Here is a 23,018-nt window from a genome sequence, read left to right on the forward strand (position 1 = left end):
GGCGCCACTTCAATAAACTTGAACCCGCTTTAGCGGGTTTGGCCGTCGCCTATCACTATATATTTTTCTGTGGTCAGGGATTCCAGCCCCATAGGGCCGTAGGCGTGTAATTTGGACGTAGAAATACCAATTTCTGCCCCTAAACCCAATTCGCCGCCGTCACTGAAACGTGAGGACGCATTGACCATCACTACAGCACTGTTAATTTGCTTTAAAAACCGCTGTGCTGTACTGATATCCTGAGTGCAAATGACTTCAGTATGACCTGAGCTATGGCGCTGAATATGAGCAATAGCTTCGTCGTAATCAGCCACTGTTTTTACCGACATGGCTAAACGCAAATATTCGGTATCAAACTGAGCGTCATCTGCCTTGGTAGCAGCAGTGAAATAAGGCAAAGACAAGTCGCAGGCAAAGACTTCCACCTTTTGTTCTTCAAAAGCCGCAGACACTAAAGCTAAAAACTCCGACGCTACCGCCTGATGCACCAACAAAGTTTCCAGCGAATTACACACACCTGGCCGCTGGGTTTTGCCGTTTAATAACAACGCCATGGCTTTATCCAAATCCGCAGCTTTATCCACATACAAATGGCAGATGCCTTTGTAATGCTGAATGACCGGAATTTTGCTGTTGTCGCTGACAAAATGAATTAAACCTTCACCGCCTCGGGGTATCACTAAATCGACACTGTCTTTTTGTTGCAGTAATTCCAGTAATAAAGCCCGGTCTGGGTCTGGGATCACGCTAATGGCCGCCGGGTTTACCCCTTGTTTTGCCATGGCTTTGTGCAAGGAAGCAGCAATAGCCAGGCTGGACTGCAAAGCTTCACGGCCACCGCGTAATATCACCGCATTGCCTGATTTTAAACACAAAGCACCAGCGTCTGCCGTGACATTAGGCCTGGCTTCATAAATCATCGCGATCACGCCAAGCGGAATACACATTTTCCCGACCTGAATGCCATTAGGCCGTGGCGCCATCTGACGAATTTGCCCAACAGGATCTGGTAAAGCAGCGATGTAACGCACGGCATTGGCTAAAGTTTTAATCCGATCTTCGGTCAGCAATAAGCGGTCCAGCATAGCCTCTGCTAACTGCTTCTCGCGCCCTGCTGCCATATCTTTGGCATTGCCCGCCAGAATCAAAGCTGTATCGGCTTCTAACTGATCAGCCATTGCCAGCAACAGCTGATTTTTATCTGCTTCAGAGAGCTGCGCCAGCTGTAACGCTGCGATTTTGGCCTGCTGGCAAATGGCTTTAATATTTACATCGCTCATGCTCAGCCCTCCACCAGTGCTAAATCGTCGCGGTGCACCACCACTTCGCTTGGGCAATACCCCAAAATGCTTTCAATCTGCTGGCTATGCACACCACGGATTTTACCAAGCTCAGATACACTGTATTGGCTGATGCCTTTGGCCAGCTGCTTACCCGCCTCGTCACACAACCAAATCGCATCACCTTTATCAAAATCACCGCTGATGCTGCTGATACCTTTTGGCAGCAAAGAAGCACCTTTATGCAATAACGCCTGCACGGCACCGCTGTCGAGCTGTAGCTCGCCACGGGTTTTTAAACTGTGTAACAGCCAGTGTTTTTTTGCACTTAAACGCTCTTGCTGTTTATGAAACAGCGTGCCACAGGCTTTGCCTGCCAAGAGTGCCGCAAAACTGTCAGCTTTCTGACCATTAATAATTAAGGTATCAATGCCTTGCGACGTGGCTTTACTGGCAGCCTGCAACTTGGTGGTCATGCCACCTGTGCCAATGGCATGATGACTGCCTCCGGCCATGGCATAAATGTCCGCTGTGATCAGATGCACTTCAGGGATAAGTAAAGCACTGCTGTCTGAACGTGGATTGGCGGTATATAAACCGTCGACATCAGAGCAAATAATTAAGGCATCGGCATCCACAACAGTAGCGACTAAAGCAGCAAGGTTGTCGTTATCCCCCACTTTGAGTTCAGCAGTAGCTACAGTATCGTTTTCATTGACGATAGGCAGCACACCGTGATCGAGCAAAGTACGCAGCGTATTGTGGATATTTAAATAGCGGTTACGGTGCTGTAAATCATCATGGGTCAGCAGAATTTGCGCACAATCTACATCCAGCAGATTGCGCCAGCTTTGCATCATGCGGGTTTGGCCAACGGCCGCCATAGCTTGTTTGACATTAATGGGTAAGGGGTGATGAGCAAAGGGAATAGCGGCGCGGCCTGCAGCCACACTACCAGAAGATACCAATACCACTTCAACCCCTTGTTGCCTGCACTCGCTGATAAAGCCAGCGATCGCCAACAAATAACGGGTGGAGCAACCTTTTGCTTCCGGTGCAATAAGGGCACTGCCCACTTTGAGCACCAGACGTCGCCACTTTAACCCAGCCATAAAACCCATTTATCTCCAGTGATTTTTTAACCACCCGAGCATACTGGTTTAGACGTATATATGTCTATACCCGTCTTACTATCGGACGAGCTGCGATTTTTACCAGCCCGTTTAAAAGTTGCACATATAGCTCGTGAACTTAAGCTGCCAGATAGGTATTAGCAAAACACGTCGAATTGCATAAGTAAAAAGTCTTTCGTTAACATCGGCCTGAAAATACACTCATATTTTGGCCTGAGTAGAGCTTTATGTCACACAACACCATTTCCCTGAACAAACAACGCCAACCTTTGGATCACCTCGACTCTGTCTGGTTGTTTGGTTATGGCTCGCTGATTTATAAAACCGACTTTGAGTATTTGGCCGCTAAACCAGCCTGTATTTACGGTTGGGAACGCCGCTTTTGGCAAGGCTCATATGATCATCGTGGTACGCCTGATGCGCCTGGAAGAGTGTTAACCCTGATTGAAGCAGTTGGAGCACGTTGCGCCGGCATGGCTTATCAAATAACACCAGCGACTTTTGAACATTTGGACCATCGCGAAAAAAATGGTTATTTGCGTATATTTACCCCACTACACTGGCTGGATGAAACAGGTGAAGAGCAAGGGATTGTGTATTTAGCCAGCGCAGATAATGAGGCTTATTTGGGCCCGGATACAGACGCAGCCATAGCCGCGCATATAGCACGCAGCTGCGGTCCAAGTGGGCCTAACAGTGAATACGTGCTTGAGCTGGCACAGGCACTACGCGATATGAATGAGCAAGATGCGCATGTGGTTGCGATTGAACGTGAACTGTTAACGCTATTAAAGGGATCCTAAGCCAGAGAAAATAAAAAACGGGATGGTATTGGGCTACCTATATTGGTTTACAAATGCGCTAAAGGTTCAGCGCTAATTCAGTTGAACTGAGGTACAATTGCGTCACAAAAATTCAGGAGATTTCGCATGAAAGCCAAACACTTAGGTTTAGTCGCCTTATGTAGCACCTTAGTTTTATCAGGTTGTGCCAGCATGAACATAGCGCCGGAAAACCAAAACACCGCCAAAGGCGCAGCTATCGGTGCAGGTGTGGGTGCTGTGTTGGGTAAAGCCACAGGCAACCATAAAAATAAAAGACTGGCGATAGGTGCTGCTATTGGTGCTTTAGCTGGTGCTGCTGTGGGCCGTTATATGGACAATCAGGAAATGGCCTTGCGTGATCAATTATCCGGTACTGGTGTAAAAGTGCATCGTGACGGAGATATTTTACGTTTAGAAATTCCGTCACAAATTACTTTTGCAGTGAATCAATCTGCCATTCAGCCTCAGCTCTATTCGGTACTCAATGATGTAGCTAAAGTGCTGGGCGAATACGATAAAACTCTGTTAGTGATCAGTGGCCATACCGACGATACAGGCACTTACGATTACAATATGCAATTGTCAAAAAAACGTGCTGAAAGCGTAAAAGATTATTTAGTAGCGCAGCGCCTGAACCCGATTCGTATTGAAACTCAGGGTTTAGGCCCAAGCTACCCGGCAGTGCCAAACAACTCTGAAAGCAACAGAGCAATGAACCGCCGCGTTGAGATTCATATCGAAGCAATAACTCAATAATTTAGCCGTCGCCCTAATGGCTTAGGCTAAAGCCAGAGAGCTATTAAAAATTTAAAACTCCGGCTATGCTGCCGCTGCATTTATTGTAGAGCCAGCACACCGGAGTTTTTTTATGGGTTTATTGTGGTTAGTCACGCTGATTTGGGCTTTTAGTTTTTCACTGATTGGCGAATTTCTGGCAGGCCGGGTTGACCCTTATCTGGCCGTCAGCAGCCGCATGCTGTTGGCTCTGTTCTTGTTCCTGCCCTGGTTACTCAAAAGCACCAGTTCTAAACCTCAGGCTATGGCTCTTGCCGCCATAGGTGCTATCCAATTGGGGCTGATGTACCTGTTGCTGTATCACAGTTTCCTGTATTTGAGCGTGGCCGAAGTGCTACTCTTTACCATTCTGACCCCTGTATATATCTCGATACTGGATTACTTCTGGCGTTATAAAAAATTACACCTTCGTTGGTTAGGTCCTGCTCTGCTGGCCATTTTGGGCGCTTTAGTGATCCGGTATCAAAACTTAAGCTCAGATTTTTGGTGGGGTTTGCTGCTGATACAGGCAGCTAACTTATGTTTTGCTTTTGGTCAGGTGGCGTACCGTCAACTGAACTTAGGCTCCACAGGCGCGCAGCGTTATAACTTCGGCTGGTTTTTTGTCGGCGCAACTATCACCAGTCTGCTGGCAACCGCTTTATTTGCCGACTGGAACAAAATGCCGACGACCACTCTGGATTACGGCATTTTAGTCTGGCTGGGTGTAGTGGCTTCAGGTTTAGGTTATTGGCTGTGGAATGCAGGAGCACGCCAGGTCAATGCTAACCAGTTGGCGGTGATGAACAACGTGCTGATCCCCGCAGGCCTGGTGGTGAACTTTGTGTTCTGGCAACAAAATGTCAACTGGTGGACTTTATCCGCAGGTTCAGTGTTGATTTTAGCCAGTTTAGTCTGGGCAAGCCGGCAGAAAAATATGTAGGGGGGTGAGCTTCGCTCATGAGTCTGCTATTTCAGTGTCGATAAAACTACTTTGTCATCAAGATAAGCAACAAATCGCAGGCTCCAGTTGTACTTACTTTTTTGTTTGGACATGGACAGCGTACGCCAGGATAAGTCTGGAGCATTGAGCAAATGCCGCACTTCATCCACTTTAACTTCTCTTGGCACCATTATTTGCAATAGACAGATGTTATCCCTGCAGCCAAAGGCTTGCGGTTCCGCCTGAAACTTTTGCACTGCAGCTAACATCAGGTGCTTAAGCTTGAGCTCTGTTGTATGGTCTGCAGCTTTTTGCCTGGAGTAATGCAACTGCTCAGCAGCTTCTTTAAAATTCCGGCTTTTAAACACAGCTTCAAGCTCACGATTTAATAAGCTGCCATCCTTGCTCATCAGTTTTAAATGCCAGTTTTCGTGTAAATCCAGAGTGCAGCCGCGCCCATCCAGACATAAGGCGGAAGCTGACTCTACAAACTCTGAGTCAGGCTCCGCTTGCGCATGCTGTAGCTCTATAACCATATCTGGCATTGCAGCTTCTTGAGCGGGTTCGTTCTGCGGTAACGGCTTCGATACTAGATCCAGCATTTTTGTGATTCCGGGTTCTGCTGGTAACAAAGAATTGCTCTTTGATAACAGCAGCCATGCCCCCAGAACTATAACTACAGCGAACATCCATTTCATCGCAAGACTCCCTTGTCTTAAGTTAGGTTGTTATTTCTGCTCAAAAGCCTTCTTTACAAAATTAGGCAAAGCCATAGCCGCCTGATGTACTTCGGCATTGTAGTACTGGGTTTCAAAGGCAGGGTTTTGTGCAGCTTCAGCCCTGAAGCCGTCAAATTTGGCCTCTTTACGAGCCAAAGTACAAGTCCACCAACCGGATGGGTATACCATCTGCGGGAACAGCAGGCTTTGTAAATCAGCAAAACCAGCGTCTGTCATTGCATCACGCATGGCTTTGAGTAGCGGCATATGAATAAGAGGCGACTCACTTTGTTGCACTAAAATGCCACCTGGGCGCAGCGCTTTTAAGCAGCTTTCGTAAAAGGCACGGTTAAATAAACCTTCGCCCGGGCCTATAGGGTCGGTGGAGTCGACGATCACTACATCCAAAGATTCAGGTTCAGCGTCACGCATAAACTGAATACCGTCAGCAAATTTCAACGTAGCGCGTGGGTCGTTATTGGATGCGCACAGCTCTGGGAAGTATTTTTCCGCCATACGGGTGACTTGTTCGTCGATATCAATTTGCGTCACTTGTTCGATATCAGGGTGTTTTAACACTTCACGCAAAGTACCGCAGTCACCGCCACCTATAATCACTACCTGTTTTGGATTAGGGTGAGTAAATAACACAGGGTGGCTTAACATTTCGTGATAGAGGAAATTGTCGCGACTGCTGAGCATAATAACGCCGTCAATGACCATCAGATTACCAAAGTGGGTGGTCTCAAACATTTCGATATGTTGAAAAGGCGACTGCACCTCATCCAGTTTTTTTGTAATGGCTAAACCAAAAGCACTGCCACTGGCCGCAAAAATTTCAGTGAACCATTTATTGTCGCCCGACATACTTATCTCCTTAAAATAAACTAAGCTGGATGTCCCAGACTCGTATGAAACTGCACCTGCATTAGCTTCGCCGTGCTGCAACTTCAATGACTTTGGGGGTATTTTGCCAGTCAGGGCAATATGAGACAAACTTTTCATGTTTTTTTCACAGCATTGGCTTTAAAATAGCGCATCATTTTTTTAAGGGCACGACAATGGCAGATTGGGGTATCGAAAAAGCACGATCCATATATAACGTAGCAGTCTGGAGTGAAGGCTATTTTGATGTTAACAACAATGGCGACCTGGTGGCCTATCCGGATCAGGACCATAAAAAACCCGGTATTAATTTCCCGGAACTGACTGCCCGTTTTAAAGAGGAAGGCTTAACCCTGCCCGTATTGGTACGTTTTACCGATATTCTGCAGCACCGTGTTGGCACCTTAATTAATTCTTTTGCTCAGGCCAAACAAGAGCGTGAGTACAAAGGCGAATACACAGCCGTATACCCTATCAAAGTAAACCAGCAATTTTCCGTGGTGAAAAAGCTGGTGAGCCATGACAGCGGCAAAGTAGGTTTAGAAGCAGGTTCCAAACCTGAGCTGATGGCTATTTTAGGCGTCACCGACAAACCTTTGCGTATTGTTTGTAACGGCTACAAAGATTCTGAGTTCCTACGTTTAGCCACTATTGGCCAGATGATGGGTCATCAGGTTTATGTGGTGGTTGAAAAAATCACTGAATTAAAAACCTTAATCCGTGAAATCGACAGCTTAGGCCAGGCGCCTATGATTGGTATCCGTATCAAGCTGAATTCTGTGGGTAAAGGTAAGTGGCAAAATACCGGTGGTGAAAAAGGCAAGTTTGGTTTAACCGCCACTCAAGTGCTGCAAGCCATCGACATTTTGCGTGAAGCCGGCAAACTGGATCTGTTGCAGTTAGTGCATTTCCATATCGGTTCTCAAATTGCCAATATCCGCGATATTCACAATGCCATCCGTGAATGTGCCCGTCACTACGCTGAACTGCGCACTTTAGGTGTGCCTATCACTACGGTTGACGTGGGTGGTGGTTTAGGTGTGGACTACGAAGGGTCGAACTCACGTTCAGCCTGTTCGATGAACTACACCATGCTGGAATACGCCCGCAACGTGGTGTACGGCTTAAAAGAAGTCTGTGACGAATACGACTTACCACATCCGAACATTATCACTGAGTCTGGCCGTGCTATGACAGCTCACCACGCTGTTTTAATTACTGATGCGATTGATGTTGAACGCGCACCAGGCTTAGTCAATATGCCAGAACCAAGCGAAGACTCACCAGCCGTGATTTGGGCTTTGTGGGATTCATATAAAAACGTGACGCCACGTACAGCGGTAGAAGCCTACCACGATGCAGTGCATTATTTTACCGATGCGCACGCTCAGTATGTGCATGGTTTGCTGACGTTAAAAGACTGGTCGTTGCTGGAACAGATTTACTTTGCCACCATCAACAAAGTGAAAAACAAACTGGATTTATCGTCACGTTCACACCGTGATATTCACGATGAATTGAACGAGAAATTAGCCGACAAGTTGTTTGTGAACTTCTCTTTGTTCCAGTCTATGCCGGATGCCTGGGGTATTGACCAGTTATTCCCTGTGATGCCATTGGAACGTATGGATGAGTCGCTGGAACATCGCGCTATTATTCAGGACATTACCTGTGACTCAGACGGCGTACTGAAAAGTTATGCTGACGGTAACGGTATTGAATCCAGCTTGCCACTGCCTTCTTACAAAGAAGATTCACAGTTCCTGCTGGGTATGTTTATGGTCGGCGCTTACCAGGAAATTCTGGGCGACTTGCATAACCTGTTTGGTGACACCGACTCAGTGCATGTTGAATTGGATGACGAAGGCGGTTACCGTCTGACTAATGCGATTAAAGGCGACACAGTGGCTGACGTGTTACGTTATGTGCAGTTTGACGCGAAGAAGCTGCTTGCCTCTTATCAGAAGCAATTAGCACGGATGGACTTTACCCCAGAAATGCAGGCCTCTTATTTAGATGAACTGAAATCCGGGGTTTATGGTTACACCTACTTCGAAGATTAAGGTAAACTTGCCACTGATCGGATGAGAGAAAAGCAGGTATACCTGCTTTTCTTTTTTTAAACTATATCCCTAATGACCACTGGCTCAACACCTTGGGAAGTGGGAAATAACGAATAAGTGGTGACTGAATGCTGCATTTTTTACCAGCCCCTGTACGTGGCTCGCTTTCTTTTCTGCTGTACTTTATCAACACGATTTTTTGGGCCACCCCTATTCTGATCCTGGCCATAGTGAAATTACCTCCGGTAAAAATCTGGCAAACCTGGATCACCTATTTACTGGATTTCTGTGCCACCAGTTGGATTACGCTGAACAATTTAACCAGTCGTGTTTTTACCCGAGTTCGCTGGGATATCAAAGGCATAGATAACTTAAGCGTCAAAGACTGGTATCTGGTGATGGCGAATCATCAGTCCTGGGTTGATATTCTGGTGCTGCAAAAAGTCTTTAATCACAAAGCACCCTTTTTAAAATTTTTCCTGAAAAAAGAGCTGATTTATGTGCCTGTGATTGGCTTATGCTGGTGGGCGCTGGATTTCCCTTTTATGCAGCGTTTAACAGCCAAACAGCTGGCAGAAAAACCTGAACTGAAAGGCACAGATATTGCCACCACCCGTAAAGCCTGCGAAAAGTTTCGCTACAAGCCAGTGTCTGTGATGAATTTCCTTGAAGGCACCCGCTTTACTCAGCATAAACACGACAAACAACAATCGCCTTTCACTCATTTACTTAAACCTAAAGCTGGTGGTATTTCTTTTGTACTGAACGCTATGGGTGAACATTTACATAAGCTGCTGGACGTGACCATTTGTTACCCCAAAGGCATCCCCACTTTCTGGGACTATATTTCCGGCAAAGTGCACGACATTAAAGTGCGGGTCAGAGTATTGCCTATAGATCCAAACCTGATTGGTGATTATGACGACCCGGTGTTTAAGCAAAGATTTCAGGCCTGGGTGAATCAACTCTGGTTGGATAAAGATCTGTTATTAACAGAGCTGAAGCAAGGAGAGCGAAGCTAATGTTGTATTGGTTGCCTGTAGTATTTAAAGCCCCTTTGGCGTTTTTTATGTTTAGTTGCAACCTGGCCCTGTGGGGTACCTTGGTCACGCTGATTGGCATCGCCAAACTGCTATCGCCAAGCGCAACAGCCAGAGCATTCTGGTCTAAACCTGCGCATTGGTGTTATCGCGGCTGGTCGCGTTATAACAAAGGGCTGATGGAGCTGTTTAATAAAGTGGAATGGCAAGTCAGTGGTGTGGCTGAGCTGAAAAAAGACAGCTGGTATTTGCTGATCTCTAACCATAAAAGCTGGCTGGATATTCCGGTGCTAAGTCAGTTTGCATTAAACCGTATTCCTGAGCCTAAGTTCTTTTTAAAAGAAGAATTAAAATGGGTGCCTTTTATTGGTTCTGGATCCTGGGCTTTGGATATGCCTTTTATGAAGCGTTATAGCCAGGCAGTAGTTGCTAAAAATCCTGCACTCAAAGGCAAGGATATAGAAACTACCCGCAAATCCTGCGAAAAGTTTAAAAACACTCCAACCACTATTATTAATTTTGTGGAAGGTTCACGTTTCACCGCAGAAAAACACAAACAAAAACGTAGCCCATTCCGGCATTTATTACCGCCCAAAGCCGGTGGTATCGCTTTTACTCTGGCCAGCATGGGCCAACAGTTTCATTCGGTGTTGGATGTGACCATTCTGTACCCTGACAACCCCGGCCATGTGGCTTTGGATATGCTCTGTGGCCGTTTAAAACGCGTCGTAGTGTTGGTTGAAATTCTGCCTGTTGATCACGAAATTATTGGCGATTATTTTAACGACGAGTCCTTCAGAGTTAGCTTTCAGAACTGGCTGAATCAGCGCTGGCTGAAAAAAGATCAGACCATAGCGGCTTACCATCAACCAGAGTCATCAGCTTCGGAAAACGCCTTGTGTTAGACCTGTATTTACAACAAGTAGTCAGCTACTTTGGTCAGATCGTACCACCAGAACATCTGCTGATGTTAGCCATCAGACTACTGCTGGCTTTGGTATTGTTATGCCTGCTATTTGCACTGGCACGCCGTTATCTGATGCCTGTTATAGCTCATCTGCTGGATAAAGTAGATGGTGAATTAGAGCATCAGACAGAAAAAGAACGGTTGCAACTGGCCAGCCATGTAGCGCATTTAATACCAGCAGTGGTACTGATCAGCTCTGCTGAAAAGTTCTTTCTGCATTGGCCAGATTTTATGTCGGCTGTGCATCTGGGTCTTTGGATTTACCTCTATTGTTTTGCAGGCATGGCTTTTGCTGCGCTGATTAATTTTGCTACTGCTATTTATAGTGCTGTCGACCGTCAAAGTAATGTGCCTTATCTGGGGCTTGCTCAAATTCTGAAATTACTCGACTTTATCGTCGTAGGAATACTGATATTAAGCATGCTGCTGGATAAATCTCCGGTGTATTTACTCAGCGGTTTAGGTGCTTTAACTGCGGTGTTATTGTTGGTGTTCAAAGACACTATTTTAGGTTTAGTGGCCAGTATTCAGTTAGCTACCAATAACATGGTAAACAGAGGTGACTGGATTGAAATGCCGAAATACGGCGCAGATGGTGCAGTGACGGAAGTGGCGCTCACTACAGTCAAAGTGCAGAACTGGGACAATACCATTACCACTATCCCTACCTATGCACTGATCTCCGACTCCTTTAAAAACTGGCGTGGCATGCAACAATCCGGTGGCCGTCGTATTAAAAGAGCTATCAAAATTGATATTCACAGCATAGGCTTTCTGGACGAGCAGGAAATACAACAACTGCTGGAACAACAGGTGCTACAGCCATTTTTTGCTACACAACAGGCAAAGGACTTGTTACAGCAACCACACCTGACTAACCTGAGGCTGTTTCGTCATTACACTCAGTGGCTGTTGGAGCAAAACCCAAACATCAATCAGGATATGACCCTGATGGTGCGTCAGCTGGAATCTAACGAAGTAGGTTTGCCACTGGAAATTTACTGTTTCAGTTCAGATAAGATTTGGGCTAACTATGAGCAAATTCAGGCTGAAATTTTTGAGACCTTATTTGCAACTTTGCCGTTGTTTACCTTAAGTACCTTCCAGCGGATAGGTGGCAGGCAGCAGGAACTTTAGCCATGAGCTTTACAGGCGCTAATCATCAGATTGCGGGGGGTGAGTTGATAATCACAGAATTGTTTAACCTGGACCTGATAACCTTGTTGTTGCAAAAACAAGGCTCTGTCCAGCACCAGCCACTGTTCTAACAAAGGCCGGAACAAGGAACGGACCAGCTGCATTTTTTGCACTAATATATGCCGTTGTTGGCCAAGTTGCAGGTAATAATCCCAGTTTGTATCAACCGGGATCTGCCATTGATGTTGACCAGCCGCCCACTGTGCAAAAGCACTGAACTCACCGCTAAACCAATGTTTAGGCACTGAAGATAAAGGCCGGTAGTCTGTCACTTTTTGCAAAGCCTGATACAACTCCTGATAAGCCAGACGCCAAAACACTTCCGTCTGGCGCAAACGTGTCACCCGCTCACCAGCAGTCACCTGAGCCTGCACTGCCAGCTTGAGCTCGTCACGGCTTAACTGACCTAATCTGCTTTGCTGCGCCAAAGTGGATACAGCCTGATACTGCTCTGTAGCAATTAAATGATAACAACAAGGCACTATATCCAGTTGTTCTGTCCCTGCCTGACTTGCCAGTTGCAGCAAGCGAATATGCAAATCACCACAGGCATGCAAAGCCACTATCTGCTGGTCTGTGTTGAGGTGCTTAGCAGCATCTTCAGACAACACATCTGCCTGAACAAAACCCTGTGACAGCTTGAGTTTTTCCGCCTGTTGCTGACCTTCACTACAAAGCTGGGGCTGCCATTCCAGACTGGTTACTTTTCGCTGCATACTAAAAGAAAGCCAGCGCCCTAAATGGCCTTTGCCAGCACACCATTCCAGCACCGGCAAATCACTTTGCTGCATCTGCAAAGCAAAGGTTTGAATTTGCTCCAGTTTTCGACCTTTAATATCACGACTGAACCAAAAAGGCACTGCAGTCTGCTCTCTAGCTTTTTGCTGTGTTAAATGAAAAGGGCTGAACTGATTTAATTCGGGGAAAAACTCAGAGAAATAGCTACGGCGATACACTTCATCCTGATCCAACTTTTCGGTTTCGGCTGGTTCAAGCTGCTGTAAATGCTGACCTAACTTGGTATCAGCCCATGGCAAACTGGTTAAATGAAAAGGGCTAAAACGCCAGAACTGCTGATACTGACTTAATAACAAATCCAACTGCAAAAACTGTTCAGACAAAAGCTGAGGCATAAGCGAATAAACTATCTGTGGCGCTATCGAATGCCGACACTATACCACTGCACAGTCAAAAAGCTGTGCTGCCATTTTCTGCAGTTTTTTCTGAAACAGAGTCCGACTTGAACTGGCATCAGCGCTAAAAATCATGCACACTCAGCGTTATAAGTATGACCCGATAAAGAGATATTCAGGTGACAGAACTCAAACGTATTATGCACGTGGAAGACGACCCTTCCATTCAGGCTGTGGCCAAAGTAGCACTGGAAGTCGTAGGTGGTTTTACCGTTGAAACCTGCAGCGGTGGTGAAGAAGCATTAAATACTTTTCACGCTTTTCAGCCTCAGCTGATATTGCTGGATGTGATGATGCCGGGTATGGATGGTCCCAGCACATTAAAAAAGATGCAGACTGATTTTGATTTAAGCCAAATTCCTGTGGTTTTTATGACAGCCAAAGTGCAGGCCAATGAAATTGAATCTTACAAAGATTTGGGTGCTGCCGACGTGGTAGTCAAACCTTTTGATCCTATGACTCTGTCTGATCAAATCCGCGCTATCTGGCAGAAACTGCAGGGGTCAGAATCTTAACTCTGACTCTAATGTCGATTACGGAGCTAAATTCGATAGGAAGGTCAGAGCGCAAGCTCTGACCTTTTTTTATTCTTTATCTTTATCCTGCCGCTTTTGTTCCACTTGCTCAAATAACTGCTGCAGGTCCTGCTCATACTGCTGCATAGTTTTGCCCTGTCCCAAATAAAAAGGTAAAGGCAAGATACGCGGATCGTAACGCAAGCTACGGTCAAAAGGCGATGGTGGTGTCAGCAAACTGGCCCATTGGCCTGAAGTTGCTAATAAAGCTACGGCCAAAGCTAAAGCTGTCTGAGCACGCAAAGACCAGTGGGTTGCCAGCCAAAAATTACCACTAAACAATGCAAACAGGATCACTGTGTAGCCCACTACTTCAACCACCTGAGCCACACTTGAACCATCCAGATTAAAGCCCAGCCAATAACAAATCCCCCCCCACAAAGCACTGGCAGCGACAGCAGCATAAGTCAGACTTAACTGAGGTAAAAAATGACTTTCTTGCTGGTTAAACCGGCTCCACAACGCCAGAATGGCAGGCCAGATACAAAACAACAGCAAATTTCTTGGGATTTCCAGCAAACGCGCAGGCCACAGCTGTTCCAGTTGCTTTGGCAATGTCAGCCAGATTTCCACTACCTGATCGGCAGCCAGTATCAGGGCAAACAACAGGATAAAAGCCCAATGCCCCATAGCCTGTAATCTCTGCCCCATCACACTGAATGGCAACGTATCAGCCACAGGGTGTGCATCGTCATACAATCGTAGTGCCTGCTCACCGAGCCAACAGATTTCACCTGAACGTAATGGCTCTTTGGCTACCACAGCTTTGCGTCCGGATACAAAACTGCCATTGACTGAACTTAAATCCTCCAGCCACCAATAACCCTCTTCATCCTGTTGCAGTAAGGCGTGATAAGGACAAACATGTTTGTTAAATAAAATCACATCATTATCAAAAGCCCTGCCAAGACGCACCTGATGTTGCAAAAACTTGTGCCGCTCTGTGACTTTTTGCTGCTTATTCAGTACTTCCACTATTACTGCCATACCACAGCTCCAATAAACTTGCGGCTGAACTCTAAGGCAATTTGTTGATCCACCCCTGCTAAGGTGAAGTGGCTGATCACGCCTTGTTGCTGGTGGTCCATAGAAGCTGAAATATAAGCCACATCAAAAAGTTGCGGATAATTACGATAAGCTCGGATACAAAATATTGCTTTAGCATGCTGGCCTTCAACAGGGCTTAACAATTGGTTCTGGCAGGAAAAAGCCGTAACGTCATCTTCGCCTGCGCTGTTATCGGCATTCATCTGGCTAATGCTGAACTGATAACGGCGGAAAAACTGCAGTGGATGTAAGTCTTTGGCCTGAACCCATTCAAACTGCATTTCAATGCGGCCTGTGCTGAATTCTGACGACAAAAATATTTCTTCCGGCTGGTTACAAAAGGCATTCACCCTTTTGATATCGTCTTTGTCTTTCTCCACATTGGACATACCCCAACAGCGGATAAAAGGCACAATTTCGTCCGGCACTGTGGCAGGGCCAAAGTTTTTTAGTTGCCAGTCGGCTTCTAAAACTTGCTGAAACATGCGCTGCTGGTTACCGATCAATTGCTGCTGAATATCCAGTTTTAAGTCAGCCACTACAGCTTTTTCCAGCAACGCTTTTAAAGCAGCCGCAGGGACTAAAAAACCTAAATCATTACCAGCAGAAGCTACGTTCACTCCAATCACTTCGCCAGCGTCATTGACTGCCGGACCGCCACTCATGCCACTGTTAATAGCGCCGGTAAAATGAATGCGAGGGTAAAAGCTGTGCTTTTGCAGGCCATTGTAAGTACCAGGCACCACTATTAAGCCTAAGTCATGCGGGTTTCCCAGTGAATAGACTGTCGCCCCCTGCACTGGTGTTTGCTGTTGTAGCTGGAAACTTTTGGCTGCTTTGTAGTCAGTTTTTAGCAAAGCCAAATCGTTGACCACATCCACGGCCACTATTTCGAGTGCGCCTTTTTGCTGATTTTGTGCCAGAAACTCCAGCTGATACTTTTGCGGAAACAATACAGCTTCGGACACCACATGGTAGTTGGTAACAACCAAATCCGAATCGTGCAATAAAAAGCCACTGCCTATAGCCGACTTAGCGCCTGAGGCATGTTCCAGCACTTTAATTTGCAACAAAGCGTCAGCGTAATCGGCAAATACTTTTTCTGCCACAGCAGCGCTGTAGCTTTGCGCTGACCAACAGCACAGAACCAGCAACACCAGGCTGGTCCATGTTTTTCTCAGCATAGGGAGTCCTTTCAAACAATGAGTTAATACAAAAGGCTATAGAGTTTACGTCTGTAGCTGGAGGCTAAAGGCTCACCTTTGGGTAAAGTAGCTAGAATATCCAGATAGAGCTTTTTCGCCTCACCAAAGTTCAGATCCTGTTTTAATATTTCAAAGAGCAAAGCCAAAGCTTCAGCTGAACGTTGCACCTGATGGTACTGCACTGCAAGTTGTTGTTGCAGCTCTTTATTGTCAGGATCTGTGACTAAAGCCTGTTCCAGCGCTTTTACTTCAGGACTATCTGCAGCCTGTTGCGCTAATTCTAATCGGGCTTTAACACTCTGATATAACACATCCTGATCAGCCATTAATACAGTCGCCAGGGCTTTTTCGGCAGCCTCTAACTGACCCAGCTCTACTTGCACCAAAGCCAGTTGTAAACGAATATCCACCCTATCGCTTGCCAGCTCATTCGCCTCTTTTAACAAAGGATAAGCTTCAGTCCAGTTTTGCTGCTCCAGCAAAGGCATAGCCTGCTGTAATAATTGATCTTCAGGCTTAGGCAAAAAAGCACTCAGGCGCTGCAAAATAGCCTGTTCAGGTTCTTCACCCGCAAAACCATCCACCGGCTGACCTTCTTTAATAAAGAGCACTGTAGGCACTGAACGTACACCAAAATGAGCGGCGAGTTGCTGCTCCTGATCACAATCCACTACGGCAAGCGTCAGCGCATCCGGATAACTTTGAGCAATACGCTGCAATACCGGGCCTAAATTTAAGCAAGCCGGGCTGCGCTCTGAATAAAAATAAAACAGCACAGGCTGAGTAAAAGACTGCTCTAACAGTTCACGGACATTTTCTATAGTAACGGGCTTGATATTGGCTGACACAACTCACCTATTTTTATGCAAACCGGACAGCTCCGGTTTTATGGAATGCTTTGCATCACTATGTGGCCGGGACATTAGATTTGCAAGTCGGGGGTTGTGCATTGTTCATATAACGGTATGACAGCCTTTAAAAGCGTTTCGCCTTTGGCGAGATACTTTCTTTTGCTTCGCCAAAAGAAAGCTATCCAAAGAAAAGGCGACCCCAGGTCGCAGCGAAAGCCCGGCCCAAAATCGTGCGTCCAAGGCGGCTGGGTAACTCGCTCGTCGCTACCGCTCCTCACTCAGACACTCCCAGCCTTAAAACCTTGGCCACCCAATTTTGTCCGGCTCGCGCCCTAATGGGGATGGGAGAACATAGTTGGATCAGTTATCTTGCGGGTTTTCCTTTCACACAAATCGCACGATTTAATCACTTCAACCATTTTACTCAAGAGACTATACTGCTAGTGTAATTCCAGATACGGAGCTTATTTATGCAAACATTAACAGCAAATGACGCCAAACGAAATTTCGGTGAGCTACTTCTGAACGCGCAACGTGAACCGATCAAAATCAGCAAAAATAACAAAGATGCTGTGGTCGTGATGTCTATGCATGATTACCAGGCGCTTGAGGTGATGAAAGCGGATTACCTTAAACACTGCTTCAACTCTGCGCAAGAAGACTTAGCAAAGGGTAATGTCGTTGACGGCGAAGATTTTCTTAACGCCCTGTAACCACAAATATGCCGATGAAAAGATATAAATTAAGCCGTCTGGCTCAGGTTCAGTTACAGCAGATTAAACACTACACGATTCAAAACTTTTCTGAGTCGCAGTGGCAAAAGTACAAAGCAGGCCTGCTCTCTGGCTTGCAAATGTTAGCCGATAACCCGGATTTAGGCAGACCTTGTGACGACATCTACCCAAACGGATTCTATTTCCCCATTGGCAAACATACCGCGTACTTCACAAAAGAATATGACTTTATTCTGATCGTTGCTGTATTAGGCCAACCACAACTACCACAAAATCATTTGAGATAGCAGTGCTGTAATTTCTTATGGCGCAGGGTTAGGCATGGTCTTATCTAACGCGGTCAGAGGCATTTATCTAAGCGAACATAACTCCTAAATAATCGGCTCACTTGCAAGTTTCAGGCAGCTCAAAACCAAAGTCGATTGGCTTTAAATTACACCCAACTCTTTTGCCTTAATATGTGGCGTATAAAAAAATTCCTCGAACTCAAGTCCAAATTTATCAGAGCACTTTTTGCCACTCCAAAAACGGACATCGGGATTTTGTCCTTGTAATGTAAGACAAATAATTTCTACCAACGCATTGTCAATTTGTGAACCGAAATAGACGCCGGTTAGAGCACGCTGATGGTAGGCATACGCTATCGGAGCTTCAGCATGTATACAACGCCATTCGTTTTCATAGCTCCAAGCATTGGACTTCGTGTGCAGTAACTCAAGCGCACGCTCGTAGTTGGTATCTACAACCAATTCTTCGGCATTCAATTTGGGAAACTGATCTACATATTTGACTTTCCGAGCCTTACTAAAAGGCTCAAATGATGTATCGAACTCTAAACAAAAGCCGGTATGTTTCGCGCCATAATGAGACCACATAAGAAGATTGCAAAAGTCACTGGAAAAACACGAGACTCCTTTACCTTGTAAAGCAATTCCTAAAGTCTCATGCATCGCTCGATCTAATATTTCGAGTAATGAACTATCGCTCATACCATCTAATTGCTTTGCACTAAATTCAGGAAGGTTTCCTCTTTCTAGTAAGCTAGCCCGAAATCTTGTTAACGAGTCGGAGCTTAAATCTAGACTGATTGGCAATGAACAATCGAAGGGATCATTAAATTGACTGGGTAGTGAAAAGTAAATCTGCCCATTTTTTAAATTTGCTAATGTCTGAGTGCTAACACTTTCATATTTATATAACTTTTTCGGAATACTCATGTACCGTCCTAATTATAAAATTCTTGTATATCACGCATGAGCGTTTGACTTCACAGACACATTAGTATGTAAACGTGGAGAACAATTCTCAAAATCAAACATTTCCCGACATTTGTCCAGTGTTGCTTTACGTGTAACAAAAACCAACGCCAACTACTGGCACCAAATCCCCATTGGGGCGCGAGCCGGACAAAATTGGGTGGCCAAGGTTTTAAGGCTGGGAGTGTCTGAGTGAGGAGCGGTAGCGACGAGCGAGTTACCCAGCCGCCTTGGACGCACGATTTTGGGCCGGGATTTCGCTGCGACCTGGGGTCGCCTTTTCTTTGGATACTTTCTTTTGGCGAAGCAAAAGAAAGTATCTCGCCAGCGGCGAAACCGCTTTGCATGCAATCTCTGCAATTCGCGACAATATTCAAATTTTCAGTCGACTTTCAAAGCATCTTCCCTTAAATTAGCCATCAAGCCTGCTAAATAAAACAAAAACGACCAATGAGTCGGATCCATACCTCAAGGTATACAGGCACATAGTTTTGACAGACCCCTTACTCTGTCCGTCCACGTAAAAGAAATTATGCTGTTCTGCTTCGGCTGAGCAGTGATTTTTGCTTTGAGCTCAATTGCGCCCGCAATAGGGCTTAAAGTTCGCACGTGCAAACTATGAGACCTGAACAATGACAAGCCAAAACACCCAACCAGAACTGCTGTCTGGTGGAGCCATGCTGATCCGCGCCTTAGCTGACGAAGGCGTAGAGTATGTGTATGGTTACCCCGGCGGTGCCGTGTTACACATTTACGATGCTATGTTTCAACAGCATCAGGTGAAACACGTGCTGGTCCGCCATGAGCAAGCCGCGACCCATATGGCGGACGCCTACGCAAGAGCAAGCGGCAAAGCTGGTGTAGTGCTCGTTACCTCCGGCCCTGGTGCTACTAATGCGGTTACCGGCATAGCCACTGCTTATATGGATTCTATTCCTATGGTGGTGATCTGTGGTCAGGTGATGAGCCATCTGATTGGCGACGATGCCTTTCAGGAAACCGATATGCTGGGTATTTCCCGCCCTATCGTCAAACACAATATGTCGGTGCGCCGCCCTGAAGATATTCCGTATTTAGTCAAAAAAGCCTTTTATATAGCGCAAAGCGGCCGGCCTGGTCCTGTGGTGCTGGATATTCCAAAGGATATGACGATCCCAAGTCAAAAATTCCCTTATGAGTATCCCAAAGATATCAAACTGCGCTCTTACAACCCTAACGCGAAAGGCCACCCGGGTCAGATTAAAAAAGCCCTGACCACTTTATTAGCGGCGAAAAAACCTGTGCTTTATGCTGGTGGTGGCGTGATTTTAGGCCGGGCTTCAGACGAGCTGACTGTGTTAGCCCGCAAGCTGAATTTACCTGTCACCAACACCTTAATGGGTTTAGGTGCTTATCCGGCTTCCGATCCGCAGTTTATTGGCATGCTGGGCATGCACGGTAGTTATGAAGCCAATCAGGTGATGCATAACGCCGACGTGATTTTTGCCGTAGGTGCACGCTTTGATGATCGCGTGACCAACGCCACCAAAAAATTCTGCCCTAACGCCACCATTATTCATATCGACATTGACCCGGCCAGTATCTCCAAAACTATCAATGCCCATATTCCTATAGTGGGCTTAGTGAAACCTGTATTGCAGGAAATGCTGCACCAGTTGGAGAAAAACAAAGGCGAATTGGATCAGGACGCTTTAGGTCAGTGGTGGCATCAAATACAGCAATGGCGTGAAGTGCATGGTGGCCGTTATGACAGCAGCGCATCGCATTTAAAACCTCAGGCCGTAATTGAAGCTGTACACCGTCACACTAAAGGTGATGCTTATGTGACGTCCGACGTAGGTCAGCACCAGATGTTTGCCGCTCAGTATTATAAGTTTGATAAACCTAACCGCTGGATTAACTCAGGTGGCCTTGGCACCATGGGTTTTGGTTTACCGGCTGCTATGGGCGTCAAGCTGCATTACCCAGATGCTGAAGTCGTCTGCGTCACAGGTGAAGGCTCTATTCAGATGAACATTCAGGAGCTGTCCACCTGCAAACAATATGGCCTTGGTGTCAAAATCATTAACCTGAATAACGGCTATTTAGGCATGGTGAAACAGTGGCAAGATATGAACTACGACAGCCGCTACTCCAGCTCTTATATGGACTCCTTGCCTGACTTTGTGAAGCTGGCCGAAGCTTATGGCCATGTGGGTATTCGTGTCACCAAAGCCGAAGAATTAGAAGCAGCGTTAGAACGCGCTTTTGCCCTCAAAGACAAACTGGTGTTTTTAGATATTCATGTCGACCCAACTGAGCATGTGTATCCAATGCAAATACCAGGTGGCGCTATGAATGAAATGTTTTTAAGCAAAACGGAGCGGACTTAACATGCGGCATATTTTATCTGTATTGCTGGAAAACGAGTCCGGCGCTTTAGCCCGCGTAGTAGGTTTATTTGCACAGCGTGGTTATAACATTGATTCGCTTACGGTAGCTGCCACAGAAGACCCGACTATTTCGCGTCTGACACTGGTGACCCGCGGTGATGATCAGGTGATAGAACAAATCACCAAACAGCTGCACAAACTGATTGAAGTGGTGAAATTGGCTGATTTAAGTGAATCGGCTCATATTGAACGTGAACTGATGATGGTCAAAGTCAAAACCACGGCAGAACAACGCGAAGAAGTAAAACGTTGTGCTGATATCTTCCGTGGTCAGATTATTGATATCACAGCCAGCACCTACACCATTCAGGTGGTCGGCACTTCGGACAAGCTGGAAGCTTTTATTCAGGCCTTAAACGGCACCCAAATACTGGAAACAGTACGCAGTGGTGTGTCTGGCATTTCACGTGGTGAACGTACTTTAAGTTTGTAACAAACTGATTTTATTTGATTTAATAAAGCGGACTCTGGTCCGCTTTATTATTTTTATAACACTAGCTCTCACTTACAACCTGTGCTGATACAGCACTTTTCGCTACGACTTTCTTTTTCATATGTCGCCCATACACCAGTTCAAACAATGGTGTCGCCATGAGCGTAGTGACTATAGCCATCAGCACCATAATGGAAAACAATGCTGGTTCGATTACACCAAACTTCAGCGCTATATTGATAATAATAAGCTCCATCAGGCCACGGGCGTTCATTAAAGCGCCAACAGCCATAGCAGTTCTGTTATCACTGCCGGTGAGGCGTGCAGCAGCCCAGCACGCAATGCCTTTGGCAAAGACCGAAGCGGCCAGTATCACCAAAGCCACAGACATCACTTCCCAATCGGCCAGTATAGTCAGCTGAGTTTTTAACCCTGAATAGGTGAAAAACATAGGTAACAATACAAAAATAGTGATTTTTTCCAGGCGTTTACGTAAGTGCTCCACTATGGCACCACGGGGCATCGCAATACCTAAAATAAAGCCGCCGAACACAGCATGTAACCCAACCCATTCCATCGAATAAGCAGAGATAGCAAAGAGCATCAGCAGGAAAGCAAACTGGCCCCAGCTCATTTCACCTTTAGCTTCAATACGATCGGCCAGAGGCTGCAGCCAGCCAGTGACTTTGGTAAACATCAATGTGGCATAAGCAACACCACCTACTACAGCTTTTACCGCCAGCAAAGTGCCGCCACCAAAACTGCCTAACACCACAGCCATCACAGTCCAGGCCGCAGCATCGTCTATAGCACCGGCAGCTAAAGCCAAAGCGCCTAAAGAAGTGCCGGACAAACCCCGTTCATAAATAATACGGGCCAACATAGGGAAAGCAGTAATAGCTATAGCCGCGCCTAAAAACAATGCAGCATTGCCATAGGAAATATCGGCAGCAAATAAGCCCGGTATATCCAGTAGCCATACACACAATAAAGCGGCGACGGTAAATGGCACTAACATGCCAGCCAAAGACACGGCAATAGCACTACGCGCCTGCTGTTTAAACAAACTGGTATTAAATTCCAGTCCGACTAAAAACATATACAAACCTACGCCTAACTGAGCACCAAAATACAGCACAGGCATAGTGTCAGCAGGGAAAATTTGTTGTTGCCATTCTGGCCAGAATAAGCCAAATAACGAGGGGCCTAACACAACGCCGGCAATCATTTCACCAACCACTTTCGGTTGGCCAATAAAACGTGCCAGATAGCCAAAGATTTGCGCTGCGACAAGAATCACCGCCAGTTGCAGCAAAAAGGTGACTACAAACTCTAAAGAACTCATCATTTACACTTCTGTTGTTGCTGTTGATTGAAGAATGCATGTAGTGGGAAAGGTTGTGTTTTGTTGCTTTAATGCCGGTTTAAACCGATCTCTGAAATCGAGACTACAGAGCGGTTTAAGCC

At 46.1% G+C, this 23,018-nt stretch carries 22 protein-coding genes; 12 read left to right on the forward strand and 10 right to left on the reverse strand.

Annotated elements, in window-relative coordinates:
- Window positions 1-29: 29 nt before the first annotated feature.
- Window positions 30-1,280, reverse strand: coding sequence for a glutamate-5-semialdehyde dehydrogenase (locus LSG37_RS17560; RefSeq protein ID WP_233081108.1), 1,251 nt, complete (start codon window positions 1,278-1,280; stop codon window positions 30-32).
- A 2-nt stretch (window positions 1,281-1,282) separates the two neighbouring features.
- Window positions 1,283-2,401: a glutamate 5-kinase gene (gene proB / locus LSG37_RS17565; RefSeq protein WP_233081109.1), complete on the reverse strand. Its 1,119-nt coding sequence runs from the start codon at window positions 2,399-2,401 to the stop codon at window positions 1,283-1,285.
- A 239-nt stretch (window positions 2,402-2,640) separates the two neighbouring features.
- Here proB and LSG37_RS17570 point away from each other — a divergent pair, with 239 nt between their 5' ends.
- The 3 genes from LSG37_RS17570 (at window position 2,641) to LSG37_RS17580 (ending at window position 4,954) form a co-directional block, all read left to right on the forward strand.
- Complete coding sequence (locus LSG37_RS17570; protein ID WP_233081110.1) at window positions 2,641-3,216, forward strand: gamma-glutamylcyclotransferase; 576 nt, start codon at window positions 2,641-2,643, stop codon at window positions 3,214-3,216.
- Between the two features lie 126 nt (window positions 3,217-3,342).
- The gene (locus LSG37_RS17575; protein WP_233081111.1) at window positions 3,343-3,993 is read left to right on the forward strand and encodes a YiaD family glycine zipper/OmpA-like lipoprotein; all 651 of its coding nucleotides are present in this window, start codon (window positions 3,343-3,345) and stop codon (window positions 3,991-3,993) included.
- A 112-nt stretch (window positions 3,994-4,105) separates the two neighbouring features.
- A complete protein-coding gene (locus tag LSG37_RS17580; protein ID WP_233081112.1) occupies window positions 4,106-4,954 on the forward strand; it encodes an EamA family transporter in 849 nt (282 codons plus the stop codon).
- A gap of 26 nt (window positions 4,955-4,980) precedes the next feature.
- Here LSG37_RS17580 and LSG37_RS17585 read toward each other — a convergent pair whose 3' ends face one another.
- Together LSG37_RS17585 and speE are read right to left on the reverse strand one after the other, a co-directional pair.
- Entirely contained in the window at window positions 4,981-5,556 is a 576-nt protein-coding gene (locus tag LSG37_RS17585; RefSeq protein WP_233081113.1) for a hypothetical protein, read from the reverse strand.
- A 126-nt stretch (window positions 5,557-5,682) separates the two neighbouring features.
- Window positions 5,683-6,540, reverse strand: a complete 858-nt coding sequence (gene speE, locus LSG37_RS17590; protein ID WP_233081114.1) for a polyamine aminopropyltransferase — start codon at window positions 6,538-6,540, stop codon at window positions 5,683-5,685.
- A 194-nt stretch (window positions 6,541-6,734) separates the two neighbouring features.
- Between speE and speA the strand changes: the two genes are divergently transcribed.
- The 4 genes from speA to LSG37_RS17610 all read left to right on the forward strand — a co-directional run bounded on the left by speA (window position 6,735) and on the right by LSG37_RS17610 (window position 11,765).
- Window positions 6,735-8,621, forward strand: coding sequence for a biosynthetic arginine decarboxylase (gene speA / locus LSG37_RS17595; protein ID WP_233081115.1), 1,887 nt, complete (start codon window positions 6,735-6,737; stop codon window positions 8,619-8,621).
- A 128-nt stretch (window positions 8,622-8,749) separates the two neighbouring features.
- A complete protein-coding gene (yihG, locus tag LSG37_RS17600; RefSeq protein WP_233081116.1) occupies window positions 8,750-9,643 on the forward strand; it encodes a 1-acylglycerol-3-phosphate O-acyltransferase, YihG family in 894 nt (297 codons plus the stop codon).
- Complete coding sequence (gene yihG, locus LSG37_RS17605; protein ID WP_233081117.1) at window positions 9,643-10,566, forward strand: 1-acylglycerol-3-phosphate O-acyltransferase, YihG family; 924 nt, start codon at window positions 9,643-9,645, stop codon at window positions 10,564-10,566. The genes yihG (LSG37_RS17600) and yihG (LSG37_RS17605) overlap by 1 nt, the downstream gene beginning before the upstream one ends.
- Window positions 10,560-11,765 (forward strand): mechanosensitive ion channel family protein, encoded by a 1,206-nt coding sequence (locus tag LSG37_RS17610; protein WP_233081118.1) that lies wholly within the window; start codon window positions 10,560-10,562, stop codon window positions 11,763-11,765. Before yihG (LSG37_RS17605) ends, LSG37_RS17610 begins: the two co-directional genes overlap by 7 nt.
- Here LSG37_RS17610 and LSG37_RS17615 read toward each other — a convergent pair.
- Window positions 11,762-12,958 carry a methyltransferase gene (locus LSG37_RS17615; protein ID WP_233081119.1) on the reverse strand — a complete coding sequence of 399 codons (1,197 nt, stop codon included), beginning with the start codon at window positions 12,956-12,958 and terminating at the stop codon, window positions 11,762-11,764. The genes LSG37_RS17610 and LSG37_RS17615 overlap by 4 nt on opposite strands.
- Before the next feature lie 179 nt (window positions 12,959-13,137).
- Between LSG37_RS17615 and LSG37_RS17620 the strand changes: the two genes are divergently transcribed.
- Window positions 13,138-13,533: a response regulator gene (locus tag LSG37_RS17620; RefSeq protein ID WP_233081120.1), complete on the forward strand. Its 396-nt coding sequence runs from the start codon at window positions 13,138-13,140 to the stop codon at window positions 13,531-13,533.
- Between the two features lie 69 nt (window positions 13,534-13,602).
- Here LSG37_RS17620 and LSG37_RS17625 read toward each other — a convergent pair whose 3' ends face one another.
- From LSG37_RS17625 to LSG37_RS21455, 3 genes are read right to left on the reverse strand one after another with little or no spacing between them, the layout of a single operon-like run.
- Window positions 13,603-14,580, reverse strand: a complete 978-nt coding sequence (locus LSG37_RS17625) for an FHA domain-containing protein (RefSeq protein ID WP_233081121.1) — start codon at window positions 14,578-14,580, stop codon at window positions 13,603-13,605.
- A complete protein-coding gene (locus LSG37_RS17630) occupies window positions 14,571-15,824 on the reverse strand; it encodes a S1 family peptidase (RefSeq protein WP_233081122.1) in 1,254 nt (417 codons plus the stop codon). The genes LSG37_RS17625 and LSG37_RS17630 overlap by 10 nt, the downstream gene beginning before the upstream one ends.
- A 23-nt stretch (window positions 15,825-15,847) precedes the next feature.
- A complete protein-coding gene (locus tag LSG37_RS21455; RefSeq protein WP_233081123.1) occupies window positions 15,848-16,693 on the reverse strand; it encodes a tetratricopeptide repeat protein in 846 nt (281 codons plus the stop codon).
- Window positions 16,694-17,166: 473 nt separating this feature from the next.
- Here LSG37_RS21455 and LSG37_RS17640 point away from each other — a divergent pair, with 473 nt between their 5' ends.
- Both LSG37_RS17640 and LSG37_RS17645 read left to right on the forward strand, forming a co-directional pair.
- Window positions 17,167-17,409, forward strand: a complete 243-nt coding sequence (locus LSG37_RS17640; RefSeq protein ID WP_233081124.1) for a type II toxin-antitoxin system Phd/YefM family antitoxin — start codon at window positions 17,167-17,169, stop codon at window positions 17,407-17,409.
- Window positions 17,410-17,423: 14 nt separating this feature from the next.
- On the forward strand, window positions 17,424-17,717 hold the full coding sequence (locus LSG37_RS17645; RefSeq protein ID WP_366515573.1) for a type II toxin-antitoxin system RelE/ParE family toxin: 294 nt from the start codon (window positions 17,424-17,426) through the stop codon (window positions 17,715-17,717).
- A gap of 141 nt (window positions 17,718-17,858) precedes the next feature.
- Here the strand turns inward: LSG37_RS17645 and LSG37_RS17650 are convergent, their stop codons facing one another.
- Complete coding sequence (locus tag LSG37_RS17650) at window positions 17,859-18,647, reverse strand: DUF2971 domain-containing protein (protein ID WP_233081126.1); 789 nt, start codon at window positions 18,645-18,647, stop codon at window positions 17,859-17,861.
- 671 nt (window positions 18,648-19,318) lie between these two features.
- Between LSG37_RS17650 and LSG37_RS17655 the strand changes: the two genes are divergently transcribed.
- Entirely contained in the window at window positions 19,319-21,058 is a 1,740-nt protein-coding gene (locus tag LSG37_RS17655) for an acetolactate synthase 3 large subunit (protein WP_233081127.1), read from the forward strand.
- 1 nt (window position 21,059) lies between these two features.
- The gene (gene ilvN / locus LSG37_RS17660) at window positions 21,060-21,551 is read left to right on the forward strand and encodes an acetolactate synthase small subunit (RefSeq protein WP_008899063.1); all 492 of its coding nucleotides are present in this window, start codon (window positions 21,060-21,062) and stop codon (window positions 21,549-21,551) included.
- Between the two features lie 61 nt (window positions 21,552-21,612).
- On the opposite strand, the gene LSG37_RS17665 is transcribed toward ilvN, so the two are convergent.
- Complete coding sequence (locus LSG37_RS17665) at window positions 21,613-22,899, reverse strand: cation:proton antiporter (RefSeq protein WP_233081128.1); 1,287 nt, start codon at window positions 22,897-22,899, stop codon at window positions 21,613-21,615.
- Window positions 22,900-23,018 lie beyond the last annotated feature (119 nt).

The organism is Rheinheimera soli (assembly GCF_021290985.1).
Lineage (GTDB): Bacteria > Pseudomonadota > Gammaproteobacteria > Enterobacterales > Alteromonadaceae > Pararheinheimera > Pararheinheimera soli.

What these genes read in the sequence shown, in the direction of transcription:
- LSG37_RS17560 (WP_233081108.1), bottom strand. Translation starts at nt 1,280, where the DNA reads ATGAGCGATGTAAATATTAAAGCCATTTGCCAGCAGGCCAAAATCGCA.
- proB (WP_233081109.1), bottom strand. Translation starts at nt 2,401, where the DNA reads ATGGGTTTTATGGCTGGGTTAAAGTGGCGACGTCTGGTGCTCAAAGTG.
- LSG37_RS17570 (WP_233081110.1), top strand. Translation starts at nt 2,641, where the DNA reads ATGTCACACAACACCATTTCCCTGAACAAACAACGCCAACCTTTGGAT.
- LSG37_RS17575 (WP_233081111.1), top strand. Translation starts at nt 3,343, where the DNA reads ATGAAAGCCAAACACTTAGGTTTAGTCGCCTTATGTAGCACCTTAGTT.
- LSG37_RS17580 (WP_233081112.1), top strand. Translation starts at nt 4,106, where the DNA reads ATGGGTTTATTGTGGTTAGTCACGCTGATTTGGGCTTTTAGTTTTTCA.
- LSG37_RS17585 (WP_233081113.1), bottom strand. Translation starts at nt 5,556, where the DNA reads ATGCTGGATCTAGTATCGAAGCCGTTACCGCAGAACGAACCCGCTCAA.
- speE (WP_233081114.1), bottom strand. Translation starts at nt 6,540, where the DNA reads ATGTCGGGCGACAATAAATGGTTCACTGAAATTTTTGCGGCCAGTGGC.
- speA (WP_233081115.1), top strand. Translation starts at nt 6,735, where the DNA reads ATGGCAGATTGGGGTATCGAAAAAGCACGATCCATATATAACGTAGCA.
- yihG (WP_233081116.1), top strand. Translation starts at nt 8,750, where the DNA reads ATGCTGCATTTTTTACCAGCCCCTGTACGTGGCTCGCTTTCTTTTCTG.
- yihG (WP_233081117.1), top strand. Translation starts at nt 9,643, where the DNA reads ATGTTGTATTGGTTGCCTGTAGTATTTAAAGCCCCTTTGGCGTTTTTT.
- LSG37_RS17615 (WP_233081119.1), bottom strand. Translation starts at nt 12,958, where the DNA reads ATGCCTCAGCTTTTGTCTGAACAGTTTTTGCAGTTGGATTTGTTATTA.
- LSG37_RS17625 (WP_233081121.1), bottom strand. Translation starts at nt 14,580, where the DNA reads ATGGCAGTAATAGTGGAAGTACTGAATAAGCAGCAAAAAGTCACAGAG.
- LSG37_RS17630 (WP_233081122.1), bottom strand. Translation starts at nt 15,824, where the DNA reads ATGCTGAGAAAAACATGGACCAGCCTGGTGTTGCTGGTTCTGTGCTGT.
- LSG37_RS17640 (WP_233081124.1), top strand. Translation starts at nt 17,167, where the DNA reads ATGCAAACATTAACAGCAAATGACGCCAAACGAAATTTCGGTGAGCTA.
- LSG37_RS17645 (WP_366515573.1), top strand. Translation starts at nt 17,424, where the DNA reads ATGAAAAGATATAAATTAAGCCGTCTGGCTCAGGTTCAGTTACAGCAG.
- LSG37_RS17650 (WP_233081126.1), bottom strand. Translation starts at nt 18,647, where the DNA reads ATGAGTATTCCGAAAAAGTTATATAAATATGAAAGTGTTAGCACTCAG.
- LSG37_RS17655 (WP_233081127.1), top strand. Translation starts at nt 19,319, where the DNA reads ATGACAAGCCAAAACACCCAACCAGAACTGCTGTCTGGTGGAGCCATG.
- ilvN (WP_008899063.1), top strand. Translation starts at nt 21,060, where the DNA reads ATGCGGCATATTTTATCTGTATTGCTGGAAAACGAGTCCGGCGCTTTA.
- LSG37_RS17665 (WP_233081128.1), bottom strand. Translation starts at nt 22,899, where the DNA reads ATGATGAGTTCTTTAGAGTTTGTAGTCACCTTTTTGCTGCAACTGGCG.